Origin of the sequence: Oharaeibacter diazotrophicus (genome assembly GCF_004362745.1) — a bacterium.
In the GTDB taxonomy this organism is placed as follows: domain Bacteria; phylum Pseudomonadota; class Alphaproteobacteria; order Rhizobiales; family Pleomorphomonadaceae; genus Oharaeibacter; species Oharaeibacter diazotrophicus.
Window position 1 is genome coordinate 546,236 of sequence record NZ_SNXY01000010.1, and the last position, 26,265, is coordinate 572,500.

Annotated in this window: 19 protein-coding genes (1 of these 19 running past the window's edge); 13 read left to right on the forward strand and 6 right to left on the reverse strand. The window is 71.5% G+C overall.

The annotated features are described in order from the left end of the window. Positions 1-216: 216 nt before the first annotated feature. The 3 genes from EDD54_RS20140 to betI are packed head-to-tail and all read left to right on the forward strand — an operon-like array spanning position 217 to position 5,022. A complete protein-coding gene (locus tag EDD54_RS20140; RefSeq protein ID WP_126538736.1) occupies positions 217-2,904 on the forward strand; it encodes a nitrate reductase in 2,688 nt (895 codons plus the stop codon). 16 nt (positions 2,905-2,920) lie between these two features. Further along, on the forward strand, positions 2,921-4,348 hold the full coding sequence (gene cysG / locus EDD54_RS20145) for a siroheme synthase CysG (protein WP_126541800.1): 1,428 nt from the start codon (positions 2,921-2,923) through the stop codon (positions 4,346-4,348). A gap of 59 nt (positions 4,349-4,407) precedes the next feature. Beyond that, the gene (gene betI / locus EDD54_RS20150; protein WP_207620362.1) at positions 4,408-5,022 is read left to right on the forward strand and encodes a transcriptional regulator BetI; all 615 of its coding nucleotides are present in this window, start codon (positions 4,408-4,410) and stop codon (positions 5,020-5,022) included. Here betI and EDD54_RS20155 read toward each other — a convergent pair. After that, positions 4,998-7,220, reverse strand: a complete 2,223-nt coding sequence (locus EDD54_RS20155; protein ID WP_126538734.1) for a putative bifunctional diguanylate cyclase/phosphodiesterase — start codon at positions 7,218-7,220, stop codon at positions 4,998-5,000. The genes betI and EDD54_RS20155 overlap by 25 nt on opposite strands. 185 nt (positions 7,221-7,405) lie before the next feature. Here EDD54_RS20155 and EDD54_RS20160 point away from each other — a divergent pair, with 185 nt between their 5' ends. The 6 genes from EDD54_RS20160 to EDD54_RS20185 all read left to right on the forward strand — a co-directional run bounded on the left by EDD54_RS20160 (position 7,406) and on the right by EDD54_RS20185 (position 14,302). Further along, complete coding sequence (locus EDD54_RS20160; RefSeq protein WP_126538732.1) at positions 7,406-8,599, forward strand: aromatic ring-hydroxylating oxygenase subunit alpha; 1,194 nt, start codon at positions 7,406-7,408, stop codon at positions 8,597-8,599. Positions 8,600-9,082: 483 nt separating this feature from the next. Further along, positions 9,083-10,699: a phytoene desaturase family protein gene (locus tag EDD54_RS20165; RefSeq protein ID WP_126538720.1), complete on the forward strand. Its 1,617-nt coding sequence runs from the start codon at positions 9,083-9,085 to the stop codon at positions 10,697-10,699. Between the two features lie 104 nt (positions 10,700-10,803). Beyond that, complete coding sequence (locus EDD54_RS20170; RefSeq protein ID WP_126538718.1) at positions 10,804-11,862, forward strand: M14 family metallopeptidase; 1,059 nt, start codon at positions 10,804-10,806, stop codon at positions 11,860-11,862. 62 nt (positions 11,863-11,924) lie between these two features. Further along, complete coding sequence (locus EDD54_RS20175; protein ID WP_126538716.1) at positions 11,925-12,719, forward strand: transporter substrate-binding domain-containing protein; 795 nt, start codon at positions 11,925-11,927, stop codon at positions 12,717-12,719. Positions 12,720-12,861: 142 nt separating this feature from the next. Further along, a complete protein-coding gene (locus tag EDD54_RS20180; RefSeq protein ID WP_126538714.1) occupies positions 12,862-13,581 on the forward strand; it encodes an ABC transporter permease in 720 nt (239 codons plus the stop codon). A 4-nt stretch (positions 13,582-13,585) separates the two neighbouring features. Next, entirely contained in the window at positions 13,586-14,302 is a 717-nt protein-coding gene (locus tag EDD54_RS20185; protein WP_126538712.1) for an ABC transporter permease, read from the forward strand. 7 nt (positions 14,303-14,309) lie between these two features. Here the strand turns inward: EDD54_RS20185 and EDD54_RS20190 are convergent, their stop codons facing one another. Then, a complete protein-coding gene (locus EDD54_RS20190; RefSeq protein WP_126538710.1) occupies positions 14,310-15,104 on the reverse strand; it encodes a dimethylarginine dimethylaminohydrolase family protein in 795 nt (264 codons plus the stop codon). Between the two features lie 143 nt (positions 15,105-15,247). On the opposite strand from EDD54_RS20190, the gene EDD54_RS20195 reads away from it, so the two are divergent. Next, complete coding sequence (locus EDD54_RS20195; protein ID WP_126538708.1) at positions 15,248-16,450, forward strand: class I SAM-dependent methyltransferase; 1,203 nt, start codon at positions 15,248-15,250, stop codon at positions 16,448-16,450. 101 nt (positions 16,451-16,551) lie between these two features. Further along, complete coding sequence (locus EDD54_RS20200) at positions 16,552-18,930, forward strand: putative bifunctional diguanylate cyclase/phosphodiesterase (protein ID WP_126538706.1); 2,379 nt, start codon at positions 16,552-16,554, stop codon at positions 18,928-18,930. A 149-nt stretch (positions 18,931-19,079) separates the two neighbouring features. On the opposite strand, the gene EDD54_RS20205 is transcribed toward EDD54_RS20200, so the two are convergent. Continuing rightward, positions 19,080-20,000, reverse strand: a complete 921-nt coding sequence (locus EDD54_RS20205; RefSeq protein WP_126538704.1) for a LysR family transcriptional regulator — start codon at positions 19,998-20,000, stop codon at positions 19,080-19,082. 179 nt (positions 20,001-20,179) lie between these two features. Beyond that, positions 20,180-21,907: an MFS transporter gene (locus EDD54_RS20210; protein WP_207620361.1), complete on the reverse strand. Its 1,728-nt coding sequence runs from the start codon at positions 21,905-21,907 to the stop codon at positions 20,180-20,182. Positions 21,908-22,357: 450 nt separating this feature from the next. Between EDD54_RS20210 and folD the strand changes: the two genes are divergently transcribed. Further along, the gene (gene folD, locus EDD54_RS20215; RefSeq protein ID WP_126538702.1) at positions 22,358-23,227 is read left to right on the forward strand and encodes a bifunctional methylenetetrahydrofolate dehydrogenase/methenyltetrahydrofolate cyclohydrolase FolD; all 870 of its coding nucleotides are present in this window, start codon (positions 22,358-22,360) and stop codon (positions 23,225-23,227) included. A gap of 81 nt (positions 23,228-23,308) precedes the next feature. Here folD and EDD54_RS20220 read toward each other — a convergent pair whose 3' ends face one another. Further along, positions 23,309-24,562: a class I SAM-dependent methyltransferase gene (locus tag EDD54_RS20220; RefSeq protein ID WP_126538700.1), complete on the reverse strand. Its 1,254-nt coding sequence runs from the start codon at positions 24,560-24,562 to the stop codon at positions 23,309-23,311. A 321-nt stretch (positions 24,563-24,883) separates the two neighbouring features. Here EDD54_RS20220 and fae point away from each other — a divergent pair, with 321 nt between their 5' ends. After that, on the forward strand, positions 24,884-25,423 hold the full coding sequence (gene fae, locus EDD54_RS20225; protein ID WP_126538698.1) for a formaldehyde-activating enzyme: 540 nt from the start codon (positions 24,884-24,886) through the stop codon (positions 25,421-25,423). 44 nt (positions 25,424-25,467) lie between these two features. Here fae and EDD54_RS20230 read toward each other — a convergent pair whose 3' ends face one another. Continuing rightward, positions 25,468-26,265, reverse strand: partial view of a TIGR03862 family flavoprotein gene (locus EDD54_RS20230; protein WP_126538696.1) — the 3' portion only. 426 nt of this gene lie beyond the right edge of the window; 798 of the gene's 1,224 nt are visible here — the last part of the coding sequence; the start codon falls outside the window, past its right edge — the gene reads right to left on this strand; it ends in the stop codon at positions 25,468-25,470.

The window sequence follows — 26,265 nt, forward strand, 5'->3', positions numbered from 1 at the left end:
TCCGTCGATCGCCGCGCATCCCCCTCATCCGCCCCTGACGGGGCACCTTCTCCCGCAAGGGGAGAAGGGACATGCGCGCGCCCTTCTCCCCTTGCGGGAGAAGGTGCCGGCGCAAGCCGGCGGATGAGGGGGAGCCACCGCCCTTAACCGCAAGCCGGCGGACGAGGGGGACACTCCGCCCTTCACCGCACTCGCCAACGCCCAGCGGAACGCCCCATGAAACGCGACGCCACCACCGATCCGTCCGGCGCCGGCGCTCCCGCCGGGAGCGTCACCCGCACGACCTGCGCCTATTGCGGCGTCGGCTGCGGGATCCTGGCGCGGCGCGGGCCCGACGGCACGCCGACGGTGGCCGGAGATCCCGACCACCCCGCCAATTTCGGCCGGCTCTGCGCCAAGGGCGCGGCGCTCGCCGAGACGCTGTCGCTCGACGACCGTCTGCTGGAGCCGCGGATCGCCGGCCGCCCCGCCGGCTGGGACGAGGCGCTCGACCTCGTCGCCCGGCGGTTCTCGGAGACGATCGCGGAACACGGGCCCGACGCGGTCGCCTTCTACGTCTCCGGCCAGCTCCTGACCGAGGACTATTACGTCGCCAACAAGCTGATGAAGGGCTTCGTCGGCTCGGCCAACATCGACACCAACTCGCGGCTCTGCATGGCCTCGGCGGTGGCGGGCCACAAGCGGGCCTTCGGCACCGACACCGTGCCCGGCACCTACGAGGATTTCGAGCTCGCCGACCTCGTCGTGCTCGTCGGCTCCAACCTCGCCTGGTGCCACCCGGTGCTGCACCAGCGGCTGATGGCGGCGAAGGCGGCGCGGCCGGAGATGACGGTCGTGGTCGTCGATCCCCGGCGCACCGCCACCACCGACGCCGCCGACGTCCATCTCGCCATCCGGCCGGGATCGGACGTCGCGCTGTTCGCCGGTCTCCTCGCCTTCCTCGCCGAGACGGGCGCGGTCGACCGCGGTTTCGTCGAGGGGCATACGGCGGGCTTCCGAGAGGCGCTGACGGCGGCGCGGGCGGTGGGCCTCGCGGGCGCGGCGGCGGCGACCGGGATCGCCGAGGCCGAACTCGCGCGCTTCTACGCCCTGGTCGCCCGCACGGCGCGCACCGTGACCGCCTTCTCCATGGGCGTGAACCAGGCCGAGGACGGCACCGACCGCGTCAACGCGATCCTGAACGTCCACCTCGCCACCGGCCGGATCGGCCGGCCCGGCGCCACCGCCTTCTCGATCACCGGTCAGCCCAACGCCATGGGCGGGCGCGAGGTCGGCGGGCTCGCCAACCAGCTCGCCGCCCACGGCGAGTTCGACGACCCCGAGGACCGCGCCCGGCTCGCCCGCTTCTGGGGCACCGACCGTCTCGCGGAGCGGCCGGGCCCGAAGGCGGTCGACCTGTTCCGCGCGGTCGAGGACGGCCGGATCAGGGCGCTCCTGATCATGGCGACCAACCCGGCCGTCAGCATGCCCGACGCCGACCGGGTGAAGGCCGCGATCGCCGCCTGTCCCTTCGTGGTGGTCGCCGACGTCACCGCCGAGACCGACACCGCCGACGGCGCCGACGTGCTGCTGCCGGCGCTCGGCTGGGGCGAGAAGGACGGCACCGTCACCAATTCCGAGCGGCGGATCTCGCGCCAGCGCGCCTTCCTGCCGGCCCCGGGCGCCGCGCGGCCGGACTGGTGGATCCTCGCCGAGATCGGCCGGCGCATGGGTTTCCCCGGCTTCGACTGGGACGGCCCGGCCGCGATCTTCCGCGAGCACGCCGCCCTGACCGAGGCGCTCAACGCCGGCCGGCGCGACCTCCGCCTCGGCGGCCTCGCCGACCTCGACCGCGCCGGCTACGACGGGTTGGAACCGGTGCGCTGGCCGGTGCCGGCGGGCACGCGCGAGGGCGCCGACCGGATGTTCGCCGACGGCCGCGCCTTCACGCCCGACCGCCGCTTCCGCTTCGTGCCGACCGTGCCGATCCCGCGGCGGGCGGAGCCCGGACTGGTGCTCGCCACGGGCCGGGTCCGCGACCACTGGCACACCATGACGCGGACGGGGAAGTCGGCGCGGCTGTCGCAGCACATCGCCGAGCCCTATTGCGAGATCCACCCGCGCGACGCCGCGCTGCGCGCCATCCCGGCCGCCGGCCTCGTCGAGATCGCGACCGAGTACGGTTCCGCGGTGGTGCGGGCGCTGGTGACGCCGCGGGTGCCGGCGGGCAGCGTGTTCGTGCCGATGCACTGGACCGGCCGGTCCTCGAGCCGCGGCCGGATCGACGCGGTGGTGGCGCCGCGGGTCGACCCGGTGTCGGGCCAGCCGGCGCTGAAGGCGACCGTCGCCGACGTCCGCGCCTTCGCGGTCGCGTGGTACGGCTTCGCGGTGACGCCGGCGCGGCCGGACCTCGCCGGCTTCGACTATGCCGCGTCGGCCCGGGCCGGGGAGGGCTGGCGGATCGAGATGGCGGGCAAAATCCTTCCCTCGGACGTGGCTTCGTTGGCATCGGCTTGCTTGGCGTGGCAGGACGGAGCCGGCACTCTGCACGCCGTTTCCGACCCGGGCGGCGGACGCCACGGCTTCCTCGCCGTGACGGCCGACGGTCGTGTCGGCGGGGCGATGTGGATCGCGCGCGATCCGGTGGCGGTGTCGCGGCGTTTCGCGGTCGAGGCGCTCGGCGCGCCGGCTGCCGACGTCGCCGCGTTGCTGGCGGGACGGCCGGGCGCGGCGGTGGCCGACGGCGGCGCGCTGGTGTGCAGCTGCCTCGGCGTCGGTGCCGGCACGATCGCCGCGGCGGTACGCGGCGGGTGCCGCGACGTCGCGGCGGTGACGGCCCGGACCGGGGCCGGTGGGAATTGCGGGTCGTGCAGGTCGGAAATCCGGAGAATCGTCGATGACGCGTCAACCGAGATCCCCGCGTGAGGCCGAGCCGGCCCGGATGGGGCCGCTCGCCAAGCTGCCGGTGTTCCTCGACCTCCACGGCCGTCGCGCCGTGGTCGCCGGCGGCTCCGCGGGCGCGGCCTGGAAGGCCGAACTGCTCGCCGCCGCGGGTGCGGCGGTAGACGTCTACGCCGCCGAACCGTCCGATGAGATGGAGCGGCTGGTCGCCCGCGGCGCCGAGGCGGGGTCGCTGACGCTGCACCGGCGGCCGTGGTCGGTCGACGTGCTCACCGGCGCGGCGTTCGCGCTGATCGACGCCGAGGGCGAGGCGGAGGCGCAGGCGTTCCGCTGCGCCGGCCGCGCCGCCGGCGCCATCGTCAACGCCGTCGACAAGCCGGCCCATTGCGACGTCCAGTTCGGCTCGATCGTCAACCGCTCGCCGGTGGTCGTCGGCATCTCCACCGACGGCGCGGCGCCGATCCTCGGTCAGGCGATCCGGCGGCGGATCGAGACGCTGCTGCCGCCGGGCCTCGCCGCCTGGGGCGGTCTCGCCAAACGCGTACGCGAACGGGTGACCGAGCGGCTGAAGCCCGGCCAGGAGCGCCGCGGCTTCTGGGAGCACCTCGCCGAGAAGGCGTTCGGCGCACCGCCGGCCGAGGGCGAGGCCGAGCGTCTCCTCGCCGAGGCCGAGCGGATCGCGACCGGCGGCGGCGACGGCCGCGGCCGGGTGATCCTGGTCGGCGCGGGACCCGGCGACGCCGAGCTCCTGACACTGAAGGCGGTCCGCGCGCTGCAGGCCGCCGACGTCATCCTGTTCGACGACCTCGTCTCCGACGAGGTGCTGGAACTCGCCCGCCGCGAGGCCAAGCGGATGATGGTCGGCAAGCGCGGCGGCCGCGACAGCTGCCGCCAGGAGGACATCAACGCGTTGATGGTGCAGCTCGCCCGCCAGGGCCGCCGCGTCGTGCGGCTCAAGGCCGGCGATCCCATGGTGTTCGGCCGCGCCGGCGAGGAGATCGCCATGCTGGAGGCCGCGGGCATCCCGGTCGAGGTGGTGCCCGGCATCTCCGCGGCGATCGCGCTCGCCTCCGCGCTCGGGGTGTCGCTCACCCATCGCGACGCCTCGCACTCGCTGCGCTTCGTCACCGGCCATGCCAAGAACGGCGAACTCGACCCGACGCTCGACTGGCGCGGCCTCGCCGACCCCGACACCACGCTGATGGTCTACATGGGCGGGCGCACCGCGCCGGCGATCGCCGGACGCCTGATCGCCGAGGGCCTCGATCCGGCGACGCCGGTGGCGATCGGCTACGCGGTCGGACAGCCGGCCCAGCGCATCGCCGGCGCCCGGCTCGCCGACCTCCTCGTCACCGGCGCGATCGAACCGGGTCTGCCGGTGGTGATCGGCGTCGGGCGGGTGTTCGAAGCGGTGGCGGCCGCGGCCGTCGGCGTGGCGACGGCGGGCGCCGGCCGCGGCGGGGTTTGAAATCGGTTGCCGGACCGGTAGTGTGGCGGACCGTTTCCGGTTCGGGGTGAAGTCCGCTCGTGAGCGAAATCCGTCCGAAGTTCACCCGCGAGGAGCCCGAGGTCCGCAAGGCCGAACTGATCGCCGCGACGGCCGCCTGCCTCGCCGGGAAGGGCGTGGCGGGCACGTCCGTACGCGAGGTGGCGGCGCGGGCCGGGGTGTCGCCCGGGCTGATCCGGCATTATTTCGGCGGCATCGACAATCTGGTGCTGGAGACCTACCGCCACGTCGGCGACAAGGTCGCCCGTGCGGTCGACGACGCCGTGGCGCGTGCCGGCGAGGATCCCGACGCCCGGCTCGACGCCTTCCTCGCGGCCAACTTCGCCCCGCCGATCCTCGACGCCGACCTCTTGTCGACGTGGCTCGCCTTCTGGTCGCTGGTGCGGCGCGACGAGGCGGTGCGCGCGGTCCACGGCGAGATCTACGCCGCCAACCGCCGTCAGCTGGAGAGCCTGCTCGCCGCCGCCGCGGCCAAGTCCGGCCGCAGCCTCGACGTCCGGCTCGCGGCGGTCGGCATCACCGCGCTCGTCGACGGCCTCTGGCTGGAACTCTGCCTCGATCCGGCGACCTTCGAGCCCGGCGAGGCGGTCGGTCTGGTGCGCAAGGCGGTTCAGGCGGCGCTGGCCGGGGCCTGATCGAGGACCAAGGGCGCCTCCGGCGTTTCGGTGCCGCAGGCCGTGCCCTGGACGCGGGCGACGCCGAGCGAGCGTAGCACCAGCAGATCGGCCGGCCGGTCGACGCCCTCCACGGCCACCGCGAAGCCGAGGCTGCGGGCGAGCGCGACCACCGAGCCGACGATGTGGCGGGCCTCGGCGGAGCCGGAGATGCCGCGCACCAGCGTCGGGGCGATCTTGATCTGGTCGAGCGGCAGGGCGCGCAGCCGGCTGAGGTTGGCGTAGCCGGCGCCGAAGCCGTCGAGCGACAGCCGCACGCCGGCGGCGCGCAGCCGCGCGAGCTGGCGCAGCGCCTCGCGGGAATGGGCGAGTTGCAGGCCGTCGGACAGCTCGATCTCGAGGCGGCCGGCCGGCAGGTCGCCGCCGTCGATCACCATCAGCACGCGGTCGGCGAAGGAGGGGTCGGACACCTCCGACGGCGGCACGTTGACCGTGACGACGCGGTCGGGCCAGCGCGCGGCGTCGGCGCAGACCTTGCGCAGCAGCACGGTGCCGAGCTCGGCGGTCAGCCCGACCTCCTCGGCGGCGCGCGCCATCGCCCGGGTCGAGACCGGGCGGCCGGCGTCGTCGCGCCAGTTCAGCCGGGCCTCCATGCCGACGGGCGTCGTGCCGTCGGCGACGGCGTAGACCGGCTGCCACGCGATCTCGAAGCGCGAGGTGTCGGCGAGGGCGGCGCGCAGGCGGTCCTCGATCGAGCGCTTCTCGCGGACGCGGTGGTCGAATTCCGGCGCGAAGACGCGGAAGCGGTTCCGGCCGTCGCTCTTGGCGCGGTAGAGCGCGATGTCGGCCTTGCGCAGCCAGTCGGTGCGGTCGGCCGCGTCGCGCGGGGCGAGGGCGATGCCGATCGAGCAGCCGACCCGACCCTCGATGCCGTCGAGGTCGAACGGCCGGCGGGCGAGCGACAGGATGCGCTGCGCCGTGGTCTCGGCCTCGTCGTCGGCGGCGAGGCGTGGGATCAGGATCGCGAATTCGTCGCCGCCGAGGCGGGCGATGCGGACCTCCTCGCCGAGGGCGTGGACGAGGCGGTCGGCGAACTGGCGGATCAGTTCGTCGCCGGCAGCGTGGCCGTGGGTGTCGTTGACGCCCTTGAAGCCGTCGAGGTCGATCAGCAGCAGGCCGGCGGTGTCGCCGCTCTCGGCGAGGCCGGAGAGCGCGTCGTCGAGCTCGACGGCGAGGAACGCGCGGTTGCCGAGGCCGGTCAGCGGATCGTGGGTGGCGTGGTGGGTGCCGAGCGCCTCGCCGGCGGCCTGATCGACCGCCATCCGCTTCAGCCAGCGCACCAGGGCGGTGACGAGGCCGGTGAACAGCAGCATGAAGATGCCGGCGGCGGGCGCGAGACGGACCAGCAGGTCGCTCGCGGGGGTCTCGCGGTCCCAGACCACCGTGGCGATCGGTGCGCCGTCCGCACCGGCGACGATCGGCACGCCGTCGACGCCGGCGTCGGGCTGGACCAGCCGGGCGGTGGCGATACCGGTGTCCTTGCGCAGCGACTTCATGTAGGCCTCGCCGATCGGCACCACGGTGACCAGCGTCGCGTAGGGACCCTTGCGCTCGGAAGCCTTCTCGCGGGCGATCGGCGCGGCGACCACCACCACAGGCGCGCCCTCGAGGTCGGCGAACTCGGCGAAGAGGGGGAAGGACGGTGGCACCGGCTCGCGCTGGTCGAAGGCGGTGGTCAGCTCGAAGCTGTCCATCAGCGGGTCCGGACCCGTGAGCTTGCGGCGGACCTCGGCGACCGCGGCCTCGCAGCGCGGGCAGTGGTCGGCGAGCCAGGCGGCGTCCGACGTCTCGCCGCCGGCGGCGACCCAGGTCGGCCGTCCGGAGGCGTCGAAGATGGCGGCGGTGACGATCGAGGCGTAGGTCGTGAGATTGGACAGCAGCCGTCCGTCGAGGAAGTCGCGGTCGCCAGCGGCATAGGCGTCGGCGAGGTCGGTCCAGATCGCGTAGTCGAGCGTCGCCTGCTTCTCGACCTCGAGGATGTCGGCGACGTAGTCGGTGGCGATGGTACGTTGGCGCTCGGCGAGGTCGCGGTCGCTCCTGGCCGCGACGTACCACACAGTCGCCACCAGGGCGACCTGGGCGAGGATGGCGATCGCCAGCGGGGCGGCGATCGCGAGGCGGGCGTGGCGGCGCTTGAAGAGAATGGTGTCGTCGGACATGGGGGCAGTCTAGTCGCTGCACCCTGAAAATTGCCCGAACGGACGAGGTCAAGGCGCCGTTAACGGATTCCACCGGGGGTGGCGGGTCGCGCCGGTCGTCGCGGTCTTGACAGTCGCATCCGTTCTTTTACAGTCGAGCAACAAGCCCGGTCCCGCGGGCGCCCGGAACCTGAGGGGGTCTTCCGATGCACGCCGTCCACGCCGCCGCCGGCCTGTCGCCGGTCGACGAGGCCACCAGCCTGCCGGCCTGGCTCTACACCGACCCGGAGTTCTTCGAGGTCGAGAAGGAGGAGGTCTTCCGCCCGTCCTGGCAGGTGGTCTGCCACCTCTCCGACGTGCCGGAACCCGGCGACTACCACACCTTCGACTTCATCGGCGAGATGATCGTCGTGGTGCGCGGCGAGGACGGCGTGGTGCGCGCCTTCCACAACGTCTGCCGGCACCGCGCCGCCCGCATCGTCGACGGTCCCGCCGGCAACTGCGGCCACCGCCTGAACTGCCCGTACCACGCCTGGAGCTACGACCTCACGGGTCGTCTCGCCGGCGTGCCGCAGCGCAAGACCTTCGGCGACCTCGACGTCGACACCCACGGGCTGGTGCCGGTCGAGCTCGAGGTGTTCTTCGGCTTCATCTTCGTGCGTCTGAAGTCCGGTGGCCCGAGCGTCGCCGAGATGATGCGGACCTACGCGCCGGAGCTCGAGCCCTACCGCTTCGAGGAGTTGAAGGCGCTCGGCCGCGTGACGCTGCGCCCGCGCCACCTCAACTGGAAGAACATCGGCGACAACTATTCCGACAGCCTGCACATCGCCGTCGCCCATCCGGGCCTGACCCGCCTGTTCGGCCGCGGCTACGGCATCGAGTCGACCGAGTGGGTCGACAAGATGTGGGGCGCGCTCCGCGACACGCCCTCGTCCAACCCGTCAGAGCGCGCCTATCAGCATTTCCTGCCCGATGTCGCCCACCTGCCGCCGGAGCGCAAGCGGTTCTGGACCTATTTCAAGATCTGGCCGAACGTCGCCTTCGACATCTATCCCGATCAGGTCGACTTCATGCAGTGGATCCCGATTTCGGCCACGGAATCCGTGATCCGCGAGATCGCCTACGTGCTGCCCGACGACCGCCGCGAGATGAAGGTGACCCGCTACCTGAACTGGCGCATCAACCGCCAGGTCAACAAGGAGGACACCGACCTGATCTACCGCGTCCAGGCCGGCATGCAGACCTCGGCCTACACCCTCGGCCCGCTCGGCGAGACCGAGGTGTGCCTGCGCCACTTCTCCCGCAAGATGCGCCGCCTCATCCCCGAAGCCCGCCTCCGCCGCGCCCCCGCGCCGGGCTGGAGCCGGCATCGCGAGGGGCTGGCGGACGCGGCGGAGTGACGGGGGAGGGGAGTGGGCGGTAGGCGGTAGGCGGTTGGGTTTTCGGCAGTCGGCAGTCGTGCTTCGGCGGGAGGGGGCCGATCTCTGCGAACATCCGCTCCGCCGCCGGGTGCTTCGTGCGACGGCCTCCTCACCCACGACCTGCCCCCTCCCCCCTCGAGGGGGAGGGTTGGGGAGAGGGGGCAGACGCGCCGCGGTTTTCGGCGACGGCTCCGCCGCAACTCGGTCCGGGCACAGGCCGCGGCGGTGGCCCCCTCTCCCTGTCCCTCCCCACCAGGGGGGAGGGGACGCGGTGGGGGCGTCGCGGTCAGGTTCGGAAGCGCTCGAGCGGGGCCCCGGGTCGATGCCGCCGGGCGGTGGAATCGGATGCGTCGGACCGTTGCGGTCGCGGCGCGCATGTCATCCGCCGGCCTCGGGCCGGCGCGGTCGGAAACGAGCGGCGGCCCCCGGTGGGCGGCCCCGAAGAGCGGGAACGGGAAATCCATGTCCGACGTCGTCGTCATCGGCGGGGGCCACAACGGCCTCGTGTGCGCCTTCTACCTCGCCTCCGCGGGCCTGAAGGTCACGGTGCTGGAGCGCCGCGGCGTCGTCGGCGGCGCGGCGGTGACGGAGGAGTTCCACCCGGGCTTCCGCAACTCGGTGGCCTCCTACACCGTGTCGCTGCTGAACCCCAGGGTGATCGCCGACATGGACCTGCCGCGCCACGGCCTGACCGTGCTGGAGCGGCGGATGCTGAACTTCATGCCGCTGCCGGACGGCCGCGCGCTGGAAGCCGGCCCGGGCCGCACCAAGGCCTCGGTGGCGCAATTCTCTCAGAAGGACGCGGTTGCGCTCGACGCCTACGGCGAGCGGCTCGACGTCGTCGCCGACCTCCTGCGCGACCTCGTGCTGAAGACCCCGCCCAACGTCGTCGCCGGCGGCTGGATGAGCGCGATCCCGGAACTCCTGAAATCGGCCACGCTCGGGCGCAAGTTCGCCGACCTCTCGATGGAGATGCGGCGCGAGATCCTCGACGTCTTCACCAAGTCGGCGTCCGACTATCTCGACCGCTGGTTCGAGAGCGACCCGATCAAGGCGCTGCTCGGCTTCGACGGCGTGGTCGGCAACTTCGCCAGCCCGAACACGCCCGGCACCGCCTACGTGCTGCTCCACCACGTCTTCGGCGAGGTCAACGGCAAGAAGGGCATCTGGGGCCACGCCGTCGGCGGGATGGGCGCGATCACCCAGGCGATGCGGCGGGCCTGCGAGGAGAAGGGCGTCCGCATCGTCACCGACGCGGCGGTCGCCCACGTGCTGGTCGAGAAGGGCCGCGCGGTCGGGGCCGTCACCGAGGCCGGCGACGTCCATCGTGCGCGGCTGGTGGTCTCCAACCTCAATCCGAAGCTGCTCTACACCCGCCTCGTCGACGCCGCCGACCTGCCGAAGGACTTCCTCGACCGCATCCGGGTCTGGAAGAGCGGCTCGGGCACCTTCCGCATGAACGTCGCGCTGTCCGAACTGCCGAGCTTCACCGCCAAGCCCGGCCGCGAGCCGGCCGACCACCACACCGCCGGCATCATCGTCGCGCCCTCGCTCGCCTACATGGACCGCGCCTATCTCGACGCCCGCGACCACGGCTGGTCGAGGGAACCGATCGTCGAGATGCTGATCCCTTCGACGCTGGACGACAGCCTCGCGCCGAAGGGCATGCACGTCGCCAGCCTGTTCTGCCAGCACGTCCGCCCCGAACTGCCCGCGGGCTTCCCCGGCGGCTCGTCCTGGGACGACCACCGCGAGACCGTCGCCGACCTGATGATCGCGACCGTCGACAGATACGCGCCCGGCTTCGCCGCCAGCGTGGTCGGCCGCCAGATCAACTCGCCGCTCGACCTCGAGCGCACCTTCGGCCTCGTCGGCGGCGACATCTTCCACGGCGCGCTGACGCTGGACCAGTTGTTCTCGGCCCGCCCGATGCTCGGCCACGGCGACTACCGCGCGCCGATCCCGGGCCTCTACATGTGCGGCTCCGGAACCCATCCGGGCGGCGGCGTCACCGGCGCGCCCGGCCACAACGCCGCCCGGGAGATCCTGCGCGACGTCAAGCGCCGCAAGGTCGCCTGACGCGCCGTCTCGCGACCTGCGGCGAACTCGGGATTTCCTGTTGCACGGTCGCATCGGAATGGTAGCGTCGCCTAGGTGACAGTGCGTAGGGAGCCGAGCGCTCGATGCAGTCTTCCGTGGAGGTCCTGCGCGGCGACGTGCCGGGAACCGAGTATCGCTTCAAGGTGCTGCGCTTCGGCCCGGCCGATATCGCCGGGCCGTCGGCCTATCTGCAGGCGGCACTGCACGGCGACGAACTGCCGGGCGTGGCGGCGCTGCACTACCTGATCCCGCGGTTGAAGCTCGCCGAGCGCGAGGGCCGGCTCGCCGGCCGCGTCACCGTGGTGCCCTTCGCCAACCCGATCGGCTCGGGGCAGGTGTTCTTCGGCGAGCATCTCGGCCGCTTCGCCTTCGGCTCGCGCACCAATTTCAACCGCGACTTCCCGCTGCTGCCCTCCGACGACACGTCGGGCCTGCCCGGCGACGAGGCGCCGCTGCCGGTGGAGAAGCGGCTGAAGGCCCGGCTGGTGAAGCTGGCGCTCGGCCACGACCTCGTGCTCGACCTGCACTGCGACAGCGAGGGCCTGTCCTATCTCTACATTCCGAAGCCGCTGTGGCCGCACATGGCCGACCTCGCGTCCTGCCTGGGAAGCGAGGCGGTGCTGGTGTGGGACGGCGGCTCCGACGGCGCCTTCGAGGAGGCGGCGCTCTCGCCGCTCGTGTCGCTGCCGCAGGACTCGCCGGAGTGGGCGCGGCGGGCGGTGACCACGGTCGAGTTCCGCGGTCAGGTCGACGTCGCTCCCGAGACCGCCGAGGCCGACGCCGACGGGCTCTACCGCTTCCTGGTCGCCCGCGGCACGATCGTCGACGCGGCCGTGGCGCCGCCGGCGCCCTACGCCGGCCTCGCGGTGCCGCTCGAGAACGTCGAGATGACCTACGCGCCGACCGGCGGCGCCATCCTCTACCACGTCCGCCCCGGCGACCGGGTGCGGGCCGGCGACCTCCTCTGCGAGATCCTGACCGCGCCGGGCGAACCCGGCGGCGCGCACGAGGTGCGGGCCGCCCAGGACGGCCTGATCCTGACGCGGCGCTCGCACCGGATGACCACGCCGGGGGACGACCTGTTGAAGCTGCTCGGCACGCGGCGGTCGACGACTGCCAAGCCGGGCGCGCTGGAATCCTGACCCGGAAGACCGGGCGGGCGAGGGCCGGGCAACGGCCCCGACAACGAACGAGGGGAACAGTCATGACCAGCACGATCAGGAGCCTCGGCCTCGGCCTGCTCCTCGCCGCCGGCCTCGCCGGCTCGGCCGCCGCCGAGGACGTGGTACGCATCGGCACCACGCCGGAATCCTATCCGCCCTTCACCACCATCGACGCCAACGGCAACGTCCAGGGCTTCGAGGCGGACATCAAGGACGCGCTCTGCGAAGAGATGAAGGTGAAGTGCGAGTGGGTTCTCCAGGCCTGGGACGGCATCATCCCGGCGCTGACCGAGAACAAGTTCGACGCGATCATCGCCTCGATGTCGATCACCGACGAGCGCAAGCAGGTCGTCGACTTCTCCGACAAGTACTACGACACCCCGGCGATGTTCGTCGGCCGCAAGGACGCGACCTTCGACGTCGGCGCCGACGGCGCGCTCGCGCTCGACAAGCTCGCCGGCAAGGTGATCGGCGTCCAGGTCTCGACCACGCACGCCTCCTACGCCGACGCCAAGCTGAAGGGCATCGCCGAGATCAAGAGCTACGACACCCAGGAGAACGCCAACCTGGATCTCATCGCCGGCCGCGTCGATCTCCTGCTCGCCGATTCGATCGCGTTGACCGACAGCCTGCTGAACACGCCCGACGGCGAGGACTTCGAGGTCAAGGGCAAGCCCTTCAACGACCCGCTGATGGGCGCCGGCGTCGGCGTCGCGGTCCGCAAGGGAGACCCGCTGAAGGACAAGTTCTCCGCCGCCATCGCCGCCATCCGCGCCAACGGCAAGTACAAGGCGATCAACGACAAGTACTTCAAGTTCGACGCCTACGGCGGCTGAACCGGGACGCGGGCGCCGGGCGGCCGGAGGGCCGCCCGGCGCCGATCCCCGTCCCGATCCGCCGCGACGGCCGGAGCGGCCGAAAGGCCCCGTGCTCCGGCGTCCGCGTCGGCCCGTCCCCACCCCGGCACGACGAGGGCCGATGAAACCGACCGATCCCTTCGTGCTGCTCGGCTTCGGCGAGGGCGGCTGGGGCGCGACCATGCTCGCGGGCACTCTGGTGACCGTCGAGATCGCGGTGCTGTCCTATCTCGTCGGTTGCCTGATCGGCCTCGTCGCCGCCTGGGCCAAGCTGCGTGGGCCGCGGCCACTCGCGCTCGCGGCCGAGGGCTACACCACGGTGGTGCAGGGACTGCCCGACATCCTGGTGATCCTGATCGTCTACTACGGCGGCACCTCGGCGATCCGCGACCTCGTCGGCCTGATCGCGCCGGGCACGACGGTGGAGATCGACGCCTTCGCCGCCGGCGTCGCCTCGCTCGGGCTGATCTGCGGCTCCTACGCCACCGAGATCTTCCGCGCCGCCTTCCTGGCGGTACCGAAGGGGCAGGTCGAGGCCGCGACGTCGCTCGGCCTCCGGCCGGCGCAACTGTTCCGGCTGGTGGTGGCGCCGCAGGCGCTGCGCCGGGCGCTGCCGCCGCTCGGCAACATGTGGCTGGTCACGCTGAAGGACGCGGCGCTCGTCAGCGTCGTCGGCCTGCGCGACCTCGTCGGCGTCGCCGCCTCGGGCGCCGCCTACTCGCGCCAACCCTTCACCTTCTACATGGCGGTGGCGACCGTCTTCTTCGTGCTGTCGACGATCTCGATGCTCGGCCTCGCCGCGCTCGAGCGCCGCTCGGCACGCGCCGGCGCGCAGGGTTGAGCCGATGGACGCCTTCCTCGTCCGCCTCGCCACCGCGCTGTTCGACGGCTTCTGGGTGACGCTGTTCCTGCTGGTCACCTCCGGCATCGCCGGCAACCTCGCCGCCATCGGCGTCGCCCTGGCGCGGACCTCGAGGCGGATCTGGCTGAGCGCGCCGGCCACCGGCTTCATCCTGGCGATCCGCGGCACGCCGCTGATCGTGCAGATGTTCCTGATCTACTACGGCCTCGGCCAGTTCCGGGCGGTGCGCGCCAGCATCCTCTGGCCGATCCTGCGCGACCCCACGTGGTGCGCCTTCCTGGCGCTGACCATCTCGACGGCGGCCTATTCCGGCGAGGTGATCCGCGGCGCGATCCAGCAGGTGCCGGCCGGTCAGGTCCAGGCCGGCGAGGCGCTCGGCCTGTCGCGCTGGCAGATCCGGCGGCTCGTGGTGCTGCCGCTGGCGCTGCGGCAGGTGGTGCCGGTGCTCGCCAACGAGACCGTGCTGCTCCTGAAGGCGAGCGCGATCGTGTTCACGATCACGGTCAAGGACATCATGGGCGAGGCCAACATCATCCGCGCCCAGACCTTCCGGGTCTACGAGCCGCTGCTCGCCGCCGCCATCCTCTATCTCGCGCTCACCTTCGCGATCCGGCGGCTGTTCGCGATCGTCGAGAAGCGCTCGCGCCGGCACCTCGACCCGCCGGCGGCGACGGCGAAGGGCGCGGTACCGGCGGGGTGACCCGGCTTCAGGGCCGGGCGGGATCGTGCCAGCGCAGCGACATGCAGGAGAGGCCGGCGTCGAGCTTCATGACCTCGTCGAGCTTCAGCACGGTGACCGAATAGCCGCGCTCCTCGAGCAGGGCCCGGGTGCGCGGGAAGCCGTCGGCGATCATCACCGTCTCGTTGACGCGGAGCGCGTTGGCGACCGCCTCCTCGCCGTCGGGGACGACCAAGACGTCGAGGCCGTCGAACAGGCGGGCGTCGGCGACCGCGCGGGTGGCGAGCACGCAGTCGTCGGCGACCAGCGAGCAGGCGGTCTTGAGGTGGAGCACGCCCGCCGGCGGCTCGACCGCGATGCCGCGGTAACCGAACTCGGCGAGCAGGTCGCAGAGCTCGGCCGCGCCGGTGCGGTCGGTGCGGGCGGACAGGCCGACATAGACCGTGTCGGGCGTCACCAGCACGTCGCCGCCGTCGGCGTAGCCGGGGCCGGTCATCGCGAGGACGACGGGGAAACGCAGGCGCAGATCGGGCGCGATCTCGGCGGTCTCGCCGATCCGGGTCGGCGCGCCCGGGCGGAGCAGGATCGCGCCGGGCGCGAAGACGAGCGCGGGGTCCTCGACGAACACGGAATCGGGGAAGGCCTCGAGGGCGGGCAGCAGTTCGACCGCGACGCCGGCGGTGGCGAGCGCCTCGCGGTAGGCAGCGTGTTCGGCGCGAAGTTCGGCGACGTCGGGCGCACCCCGGTCGACGGCGCGCAGACCGTCGACGGCGGAGGCCGCGGGCGTGCGGACGAGGGCGCGGTTGAAGCGGCAGACGGACATCGGCAATTCCTCCCTGGCGCCCTTGGCATAGCCCAGCCGCCGGGTGCCCGCCACCCCCGCGCCGAGTGCGTTTCCGGGTGCTTCCACCGGCGCCGTCGCCGTGCTCTAGTCGGCGTCACGACGGCGACCGGGGATGGTGGACGATGACGATCGGGTTCCAGAAGGTTTGCGACATCCACGACTTCTTCGACCCCGACATCGACGACATCATCCGCCACAAGCTGCACACGCCGCCGTTCTCCTCGCGCCGGGCGTGGGAGTTCGCGATGAACTACCGCGCGCTCCGCGCCAGCGGCGTGCTGCGGCCGAACGCCCGCGGCCTCGCCATGGGCGCCGGCACCGAGCGGCTGATCTACGCGATCGTGCCCGAGGTCGCCCACACGGTGGTGACCGACCTCTACGTGCCGGACAGCGGCTGGGTCGGCGTGCGCACGGAGAACCCGCGCGACCTGATCGCGGCCAAGGCGCCGTGGAAAATCGACCCGGCCAAGTACGACGCCCGCGCCATGGACATGCGCAAGCTCGACTTTCCCGACGAGAGCTTCGACTTCTGCTGGTCGACCGGATCGTTCGAACACATCGGCGACGACGAGGACTTCCTCGCGCACTTCCGCGAGGTCGAACGGGTGCTGAAGCCGGGCGGGGTCTACGCCTTCACCACCGCCGTCACCTTCGGCGGCGCCACCGAGCGCATCCCGCACAACTACTACTTCGATCCCGACCACCTGATCGACCTGATCCACGCCTCGCCCCTGCACCCCGAGCCGATCTTCGATTGCGGGATCCGCGACCACATCTACAACCGCCCGCATCCCGAGCGGCTGCAGGACTTCGGCTACGCCGCCTTCCGGCAGTTCACCGTGCCGGTGGTGTCGCTGCGCCGCGGCGTGATCCTGACCGCCAACGCCATGCTGCTGACCAAGGACCGCGGCCGCGAGAAGCGCCGGGCCAAGGTGGTCGGCCTCGCCGAGACGTCGGCGCGGCTGCGCAGGCAGGCCGACGCCCTGGTGAAGGCCACGTTCGAGCGGCCGCAGCTCATGGTCGGCGCGGCCAAGGGCCGGGTCGTGCACTTCCAGCCGCAGAGCTTCGGCTCCGGCACCCTCCGGATCGACGCGACGCTGCCCCTGGCGGGGCCGCATATCGTCGGCTGGAGCGTCGAGAGCCGCGCGGCGTCGGGCAGCTACGATTGGACGCGCGAGGCGCGGGGCGTGCTGGCGCCGCTGCGCAGCGGCTTCACGCTGCCGGTCGCGGCGGGCAGGCTCTACCGGCTGTCGCTGCGCGCCCTCGTGCCGGGTGCCCCGGAACGGGTCCGGATTCGCGCCAAGGTGGTGCCTGTCGCAAGTTAACGCGGTGTTGCGGCAAACGCGCGAATGCGCGGCATCGGGTGAGCCGTCTCCTTACGGGTCGCTGCTACCATGGCGGCAGTGCGGAGAAGACGGATCGCCCGATGATCGCCCTTGCCGAGGCCCGGCTCGCCACCCTGATCGTGCTCGCCACGATCGTCGCCTTCGCCGCCTTCCTGACCGCGTTCCGGCTGTCGGCCCGCTCGCGCGAGGGAACGGCCGAGGGGCGGACCGGATGGACCTTCCTCGCCGGCGTCGCCGCGGGATCGGGTCTGTGGAGCGCGCATCTCCTGCTCGCGATCGCCGCCGACGGCGACCTGGTGTTCCGCTCCGGCCCGCTCGTCGTCAGCTACTTCGTCGCGGTCGCGGGGGCGCTGGTCTGCTTCGCCTTCGCCGGCGGGGGCGAGCGCCGCGGCGGCGCACCGCTCGTCGGCATCATGGCGGCGGCGACGGTGCTCGCCGTCGACCTGATCGACCTCGCCGCGCTTTCGACCGACCGGCCGGTGGTGCTGCACGGAGCCGCCATGACGGTGACCTTCGCCGGAATGGCGCTGCTCCTCGGCACCGGCTTCGCCTTGGCCGGCCGCTCCCATCGGCGCGGCTCGGACCGCGATCTCGAACGCGCCGCCGGGGCGCTCGCCGCGGCGCTGGCGCTGCCGATCTCCAACAGCCTGCTGCTCGGCACCGGCGGGTTCGTCGGCGCCCCGGTCTACGCGGCCGGACCGGACACCATGGGCGTTCCCGCCGTGGCGGCGATGGCGGCGGGGCTGATGTTCCTCGCCGTCGGCACCGGCATGGCGACGGCGTTGATCGACCGCAACGGCCAGTACGTCTCGCAGCGCCGGCTCCGCCAGATGCAGGAGGCCTCGGTCGAGGGCATCGTCGTCGTCCTCGACAACAAGGTCGTCGACGTCAACGACAGCTTCCTCAGGATCACCGGATTCGCCCGCGAGGAGGTGCGCGGCCTGCCCTTCGTCGGCTCGCTGCTGCAGGTCGACCTCTCCGACGACCGGCTGCCGCAGTCGGTGCTGTGGGAGGGCCACGTCGCCGGGGCGCGCGGTGGGCTCGTGCCGGTCGAGGTGGTGGCGCGGCCGTTCGACTACGACGGCCGGCCGCACACGGTCTTCGCCGTGCGCGACCTCTCCGACCGCCGCGACGCCGAACTCCGGATCCGCTTCCTCGCCGAGCACGACGTGCTGACCGGCCTGCCCAACCGCGCCTCGTTCCAGCGCGAACTCGAGCGCGGTTGCGAGGCGGTGTGCGCCGGCACCGGACGCTTCGCGCTGTTCTGCCTCGACCTCGACCGCTTCAAGGAGGCCAACGACGTCTTCGGCCACCTCGCCGGCGACCACGTGCTGCTGCAGACCGCCTCGCGCCTGCGCGAACTGCTCGGCCCCTCCGCCTTCGCCGCCCGCCTCGGCGGCGACGAGTTCGTGGTGATGCTGCGCGATCCGCCGAGCACCCGCGTCGTCGCCGACGTTGCCGACGAGATCGTCGCGGTGCTCGGCCGGCCCTTCCTCTACAACGGCCAGCGGATCATCGTCGGCGCCAGCGTCGGCATCGCGGTCGCCCCCGCCGACGGCGACACGCCGGAACTGGTGCTGGCGCGCGCCGACATGGCGCTCTACCGCGCCAAGGGCGAGGGCCGCGGGCTCTACCGCTTCTTCGAGCAGGCGATGGACGAGGAGACCCGGGTCCGCCGCACGCTCGCCTTCGAGCTGCGCGACGCCATCGTCGAGAACCAGCTCGAGCTCTACTACCAGCCGCTCGCCGACGTCTCCTCGAACGGCATCGTCGGCTTCGAGGCGCTGGTGCGCTGGCACCACCCGGTCCACGGCACGATCTCGCCGACCGTGTTCATCTCGATCGCCGAGGAGAGCGGCTTCATCTCCGAACTCGGCGAGTGGGTGCTGCGCACCGCCTGCGCCGAGGCCGGGCGCTGGAAGGAGAAGCTGAAGATCGCGGTCAACCTGTCGCCGCTCCAGCTCGAGCAGCCGAACCTGCCGGAGATCGTCCACGAGGCGCTGATCGCCGGCCGGCTGGCGCCGAACCGGCTCGAGATCGAGGTCACCGAGGGCTCGCTGATGCGCAATCCGCAGCGCGCGCTCGACGTGCTGCGTCGGATCAAGGCGCTCGGCGTCGGCATCGCCATGGACGACTTCGGCACCGGCTTCTCGTCGCTGTCGACGCTGCAGAGCTTCCCGTTCGACAAGCTGAAGATCGACCGCTCCTTCGTCGACCGTGTCGGCGAGCACGCCCAGGCCTCGTCGATCGTGCGGGCGGTGCTCGGGCTGTCGCGCAGCCTCGAGATCCGCGTGGTCGCCGAGGGCGTCGAGACCGCGGCGCAGTTCCATTTCCTCGCCGAACAGTCCTGCGACGAGGTCCAGGGCTTCATGATCGGCCGGCCGATGCCGATCGCCGCCTATGCCGACGTCGTCAACGGCGAGACGGCGGTGCCGAGCGTCGAACGGCTGCGGGCCTGAGTGCCGGCTCGCGGGCGCGCTCTCATACCTGTCTCGCAAAGTCCCGACTCGTCGGGACTTTGCGAGGTCCCGGCCTTTCGGCCGGCGCCCGGTCGGGCGCTTCTCGCCCGCAAAGTCCGACCACGGGTCGGAACTTTGCGAGCTCGGTATCAGATCCCGAGCGTTGTCGACTTCAGGTCGTCGCCGAGGCGGACGGCCATCTCGAGCGCGATGGTGACCAGCGGCGGCATCGGGCTGCGGTCGAGCGCGACGAGGCCGACCGCGTGCTGGACGTCGGGCGTGTCGATCGGGATCGGCACGAGGTCGGAGCCGGGGCCGAGCGTCTGCTGGATGTATTCCGGCATGATCGAGGCGAGGCCGGTCTCGCGCACGTTGGCGCACAGGTTCATCAGCGAGTTGGTCTCGACCTTGATGATCGGCCGGGCGCCGACCGCGGTGAAGGCGCGGTCGATGATGCGGCGGTTCTGCATGTTCGGCGTCAGGAGCGCGAGCGGGTGGCTCGCCGCCTCGGCCCAGCCGACGCTCTTCAGCCGCGCCAGCGGATCGTCGCCGCGCACGAACAGGCAGTAGCGCTCGCGGTAGACCGGCCGCGCGACGAGGCCGTTGATCGGCTCGTTGTCGAGATAGGTCAGGCCGACGTCGATCGAGAAGTCCTCGAGCCCGCGCAGGATCTCGATCGAGGTGCCGGACAGCACGACGAGGTCGACGTTGCCGTAGGTGGCGCGCAGGATCTTCGAGAGCCGGGCGGCGATCGGCAGCGCCGACGGGATCACGCCGATGGTGAGCCGGCCGCCGAGCTGGCCCTCGCCCTCGCGCAGCTGGCCGATCTCCTGGCGCATCGCCGACCAGTTGTCGAGGATCACCTGCGCCCATTTCAGAACGCGTTCTCCCTCGGCCGTGAAGCCGTGGAAGCGCTGGCCGCGCTCGACGATGGCGACGCCGAGTTCCTCCTCGAGCTGGCGGATCCGTTCCGACAGCGTCGGCTGGGTCACGTTGCAGGCCTGGGCCGCACGGGTGAAGTGCTTCTCCCGGGCGAGCGCGGAGAGATACTGCAGCTGACGGATGTCCATGCGACCGGCGTCACGTCCCTTCTGGCGCGGCGATGGGGGACGACGCTACACGACCTCGACGCCGCGGTGGATCACCAAGATGTCTCTATCATGCCAAAGGCCCGGCCGATGAGGGCCGGGCCTTCGATTTTTCGCGGGCGGGGTCCGAACCCCGGGGGATGCCCCCGGGGGGGCCGGGATCAGCCGAGGTCGTGGACGTCGTTGTCCTTGGTCTCGCGGACGAACAGCGTTCCGATGACCAGGGTCATGGCAGCGACGACGATCGGGTACCAGAGGCCGTAGTAGATGTCGCCGGTGGCGGCCACCATGGCGAAGGCGGTGGTCGGCAGGAAACCGCCGAACCAGCCGTTGCCGATGTGGTAGGGCAGCGACATCGAGGTGTAGCGGATGCGGGTCGGGAACATTTCGACCAGCATGGCCGCGATCGGGCCGTAGACCATGGTGACGTAGAGCACCAGGACGAACAGGATGCCGACGACCAGCGGCTGGTTCATCTTGGAAAGGTCGGCCGGGGCCATCGAGTAGGTCGTGGTCTTGACGCCGTCCTTCTCGGTCTCCTTGACGGCGACCGGGTAGCCGGCGGTCTGCAGGGACTGGAACAGGCCGGTCTCGAAGGCGCCGTTGGCGGCCTTGGCGGCGTCGGCGGCGAGGCCGGTGCCTTCGTAGGACGGGATGACCGTGTCACCGACGTGGATCGCGGCGACCGTTCCGGCCGGCGCGGCCTCGTTCTCGTAGTTCACCGAGTTCTTGGCGAGGAACGCCTTGGCGATGTCGCAGGAGGTGGTGAACTTCGAGGTGCCGACCGGGTTGAACTGGAACGAGCAGGTGGCCGGATCGGCGACGACCTTGACCGGAGCGGTCGCGATCGCCTGGGCCAGCGCCGGATTGGCGGCGTTGGTCAGGGCATGGAACAGCGGGAAGTAGGTCAGGATCGAGAGCAGGCAGCCCAGCATGATGATGGGCTTGCGGCCGATCTTGTCCGACAGCCAGCCGAAGAGCACGAAGAACGGCGTGCCGATCGCCAGCGACAGGGCGATCATGATGTTGGCGGTGAAGCCGTCGACCTTCAGCGTCTGCGTCAGGAAGAACAGCGCGTAGAACTGGCCGGTGTACCAGACCACGGCCTGACCGGCGGTGAGGCCGAACAGGGCGAGGATGACGACCTTGAGGTTCGACCACTGGCCGAAGGACTCCTTGATCGGGGCCTTCGAGGTCTTGCCCTCGGACTTCATCTTCTGGAACGCGGGCGACTCCGACAGGGTCATGCGGATCCAGACGGAGACGGCGAGCAGGATCACCGAGACCAGGAACGGGATGCGCCAGCCCCAGGCCGCGAACGCCTCTTCGCCGACCGACGTGCGGGTGACCAGGATCACCAGCAGCGACAGGAACAGGCCGAGGGTGGCGGTGGTCTGGATCCACGAGGTGAACAGACCGCGCTTGCCGTCCGGCGCGTGCTCGGCGACATAAGTCGCTGCACCGCCGTACTCGCCGCCGAGGGCGAGGCCCTGCAACAGGCGCAGGCCGATCAGGATGATCGGGGCGGTCACGCCGATGGTCTCGTAGTTGGGCAGGATGCCGACGATGAAGGTCGACAGGCCCATGATCAGGATGGTGACGAGGAAGGTGTACTTGCGGCCGACGAGGTCGCCGAGCCGGCCGAACACCAGCGCGCCGAACGGGCGGACCGCGAAACCGGCCGCGAAGGCCATCAGCGCGAAGATGAAGGCCGCCGTCGGATTGACGCCGGAGAAGAACTGCTTGGAGATGATGGCCGCGAGCGAGCCGTAGAGATAGAAGTCGTACCACTCGAAGACGGTGCCGAGCGAAGAGGCGAAGATGACCTTCTTCTCCTCGCCGGTGATGCCGCCGGCGCGGACCGCGCCCCCGGTCGATGCATGTGCCATGGACTGAAGCTCCTCCGAAGTCCCTGCGGCGCCGCCGTCGTGGTCCCTCCAGACCGACTGTCCCCTCGGGCGGCCCCGCTTACCTTTCGTTTAGACATGGCCGCCGCCCCAAGGATAGTTGGCCAATAGCTATACGACTTTCGTCTTAGAATGTTGTTGCGCTGCAGAAACTACGTGTCCGAACACCAATTCGAACGCCACCGTGATGATGCCCGAGGCGGAATCCCGCCCGGATCTACGGAAGCTCCGGGTCCGGATTAAAGTCGATCTAAAGCGCTCTTCAGAAAAATTGCATCCGCCGCCGCGCGAGATCACGCCGATCCGGCATCTAGACTGCGGCGGGTTGCCCCAAGTGCATCTTTGGGGGTGACAGCGCTTCGCCTTCGCTGCCATAGACGGGGACGGCGAGCGCCGCTGAGCGGCCTCGGATCAATGGGGACGACGACGGACATGAGCGCCACCATCATCGACGGCTTCGCGGTCGCGGCCGGCCTGCGTGAGAAGATCGCCGCGGACGCGGCCGCCCTCAAGGCGTCCCACGGCGTGACGCCCGGTCTCGCCGTCGTGCTGGTCGGCGAGGATCCGGCGAGCGCGGTCTACGTGCGCAACAAGCTCAAGGCGACCGCCGAGTGCGGCCTGAAGAGTCTCGAGTTCAAGCTGCCGGCCGAGACGCCGGAGGCCGAGGTGCTCGCCCTCGTCGAGCGGCTCAACGCCGACCCGGCCGTGCATGGCATCCTGGTCCAGCTGCCGCTGCCGAAGCAGATCGACGCCGACAAGGTGCTCGGCCTGATCCATCCGGACAAGGACGTCGACGGCTTCCACCCGCTCAACGCCGGCCGCCTTTCCGTCGGCCTGCCGGGCTTCGTGCCCTGCACCCCGCGCGGCTCGCAGATCCTGATCGACGGCGTGACGTCCGACCTCTCCGGCAAGCACGCCGTGGTGATCGGCCGCTCCAACATCGTCGGCAAGCCGATGGCGCAGCTCCTTCTCCAGAAGAACGCCACGGTGACGATCGCCCATTCGCGCACCAAGGACCTGCCCGCGGTGTGCCGCACCGCCGACGTGCTGGTGGCCGCGGTCGGCCGGCCGCTGATGGTGAAGGGCGACTGGATCAAGCCGGGCGCGATCGTGATCGACGTCGGCATCAACCGCATCGAGGTGGACGGCAAGGGCAAGATCGTCGGCGACGTCGACTTCGACAGCGCGGTCGAGGTCGCCGGCGCGATCACCCCGGTGCCGCGCGGCGTCGGCCCGATGACTATCGCCTGCCTGATGCTGAACACGCTCGATTCGGCGCGCCGGGCCGTCGGCGCGAGCTGACGGCCGCGGGCGCGCGGCGCAGGACCGTAGGCGTCGCGGCGCTGCGAGGTCCCGACGGGTCGGGACCTCGCGGGACCGCCGTCACGGCCGATAGGTCACCAGCATCACGAAGATGCCGAGCGCGCGCGGGTCGCCGTTGCCGCCGGTCGCCGCCGGGACCTTCGGCTCGCAGTCGATCACCAGCCGCGGCGTCCTCGTGCCGGCGGGCAGGCTCACGGTCCGCGTGGTTCGTGGCGGCATGACCACGCGCTCGACCCGTCCGCCGTAATCGAGCGCGACCGGCTGCTCGACGGCGTGGTGGTTGCGCAGCGTGACTTCGAGCGCGGAGAAACTCGGCGTGGTGTCGATCGCGAGTTCGGCGCGGCCGCGGGTCCAGCGACCGGTGGTGTCCGCCCCGTACCACGCGCGGGCCGCCGCGTCGGGCAGCCAGTGTTTCGCCATCTCGATCGTGCCCGGGCGATGCCGGAAGATGTAGCCGCTGTCGAAATTCGAGAAGCCGGGCATCTTGGTCGCCACGAAGCCGTGACGCGTGAACAGCTCCACGAGATAGGCTTCGGTGAAGCCGAGTTCGAACCAGCGCCGCCGGCGCACCACCGCGACCGTTTCGCTGTCGAGACGCATGCCCCAGGGATAGGGAATGGCGGGTTTTTCGGCCGGCGTGATCGGCTCGCCCGCGATGATCACCCGCCCGTCCGGCGCCAGCAGGGCCTTCAGCCGGCCGAGCAGGTGGGTCAGGTTCGTGCAGTGGTGCAGCGATTCGAAGAAGTAGATCAGGTCGTACTTGCGTCCGGGCCGCGGCCCGTCGCCGAACCGGCCCGGGAACGGCGTCAGCGGCACCCGGAAGAACTCGGCCTGCGCCCGCACGAAGTTGCAGAACACCGGCGAGATGTCGACGGTGTCGACGTTGACGCCGAGGCGGGCGAAGTCGAGCGCGATCAGGCCGTAGCCGGCACCGTATTCCAGCGCCCACTGGCCGGGTTGGACGTTCGAATGGACGAGGATGTTGCCGGCCGCCCGGATGTGTTCGCCCGCCTGCGCGACCGCGCCGGGATGGCGATACTTGTAGTAGCCGGGCATGCGGACGACGTCGGGCGTCGTTTCGACCGCGACCTCGTCGAGGTCGGCGTCGTAGTCGCGGCCGGCACCGGCGATCGCCTGCCACAGCCGGTGCTGCTGCTCGGCGTAGGCGGCGGAGAAGGGGTCGAGTCCCTCCTCGTACCAGGAAGGGAGGGCGAGGGCGGCGCGGGCGAAATCCCGCCACGCTTCATCCTTGCCGAAGCCCTTGAAAAACGCATCCGTGACGGCGTCGATATCGTCGAGTTGAAATGTGGCCACGTCGCACTCCTAATCGGGAACTGCGGTCTGCCATACGTAACACGATCAGAACGGGCACATAAGGCGCGGTACAGTCGCAAATATGTCATGAATACGAATGGCAAGGGATCGCGCATCACGTGGATCGGTGCGTTGCCTGCCAGGGCCGGCCAAGCGTCGACGGACGTCGCGAAGGCACGGCGTCCCGCGGCGCGGCCGGCGAGCTCGCCGCGGACGCGCCGGCCTGTCGCACCACGTCCGGGCCACGCCGGCCTTGATCCCGTCGGGGCGCCGTGGTGTCTCTCGCGGCGACACGAATCCCGGCGACGAGAGGAAAGAGCGATGTCCGAGATCTGGTTCAAGGTCGGCGAGGCCACGGTGTTCGCGGCCGACGGTCAGTACACCGACGCCATGCCCGAGGTGCTGATCGGCTCCACCCGCGGCCCGGCCGGCCAGGCCTTCGCCTCGATGATGGGCCAGGTGCAGGGCCACACCCGCATGTTCGTGGTGCGCGACTGCAACCAGCTGGTCCGCCCGGCCACGATGATGACCACCAAGGCGACCATCCAGTCGCTGGAATACGTCGACCTGCTCGGCGGCGTCGTCCAGGGCGCGATCGGCGACGCCATCGTCGACTGCCTCGCCGAGGGCATCATCCCGCGCGACGTCGTCGACGACATCTGCATGATCGTGATGGTCTGGCTCGATCCGCGCTGCGCCGATCACGCCGAACTCGACAAGGCCGACCTCTACCGCACCAACTACGAGGCGACCAAGATCGCGATCTCGCGCGCGCTGACGGGCCAGCCGACGGTCGACGAACTGATCGCCAACCGCAAGACGGTGAAGCACTACGCCCTCGACGGCGTGGTCGACTACTGATCCGGGTCCGGGAGGCTCGCGTCCGTCGGGCCTCCCGCCGCCGCTCACGCGGCCGGCGGCGCGCCGAGACGGTCGGCGATGCGCTCGCCGGCGAGGCGTCCGGTCGCAAGGCACGCGGTCAGCAGGTAGCCGCCGGTCGGGGCCTCCCAGTCCAGCATCTCGCCGGCGACGTGGACGCCGGGGATCGCCCTCAGTTCGAAGGCGTCGTCGACGCCCGCGAAGGCGACGCCGCCCGCGCTCGAGATCGCCTCGGCGATCGGCCGCGGCGCGACGACCGCGAGCGGCAGCGCCTTCAGCGCCGCCGCGAGCGGCTCCGGCCCCAGATCGGCCGCCCCCGGCAGGCACTCGCGGACGAGGCCGGCCTTGACGCCCTCGAGCCCCGCCGCCTTGCGCAGCCGGTTGGCGAAGGACTGCCGGCGATCGAGCCGGGCGAGGTCGCGCGCGAGCCGCGCCGCGTCGCGACCCGGCACCAGGTCCAACTCGACCACCGCCGGGCGGCCCTCCGCCAGCGCGTCGCGCAGCGCCGCCGCGTGGGCGTAGACGAGCGAGCCCTCGATGCCCGTCGCGGTCACCACGAACTCGCCGGCCCGGGCGACGCCGTCGACGCTCGCCACCACCGATTTCACCGGCTGGCCGGCGTTGCGGTCCCGGAAGACCTCGCTCCAGGCGACGTCGAAGCCGCAATTGGCCGGCCGGAGCGGCACGACCGGCACGCCGCGCGCCGCGAGGAGCGCGGTCCACGCCCCGTCGGAGCCGAGCCGCGGCCAGCTGGCGCCGCCGAGGGCGAGCAGCGTCGCCACGGGGCGCTGCGTGAACGGGCCGTCGGGGCCGGAGAAGGCGAG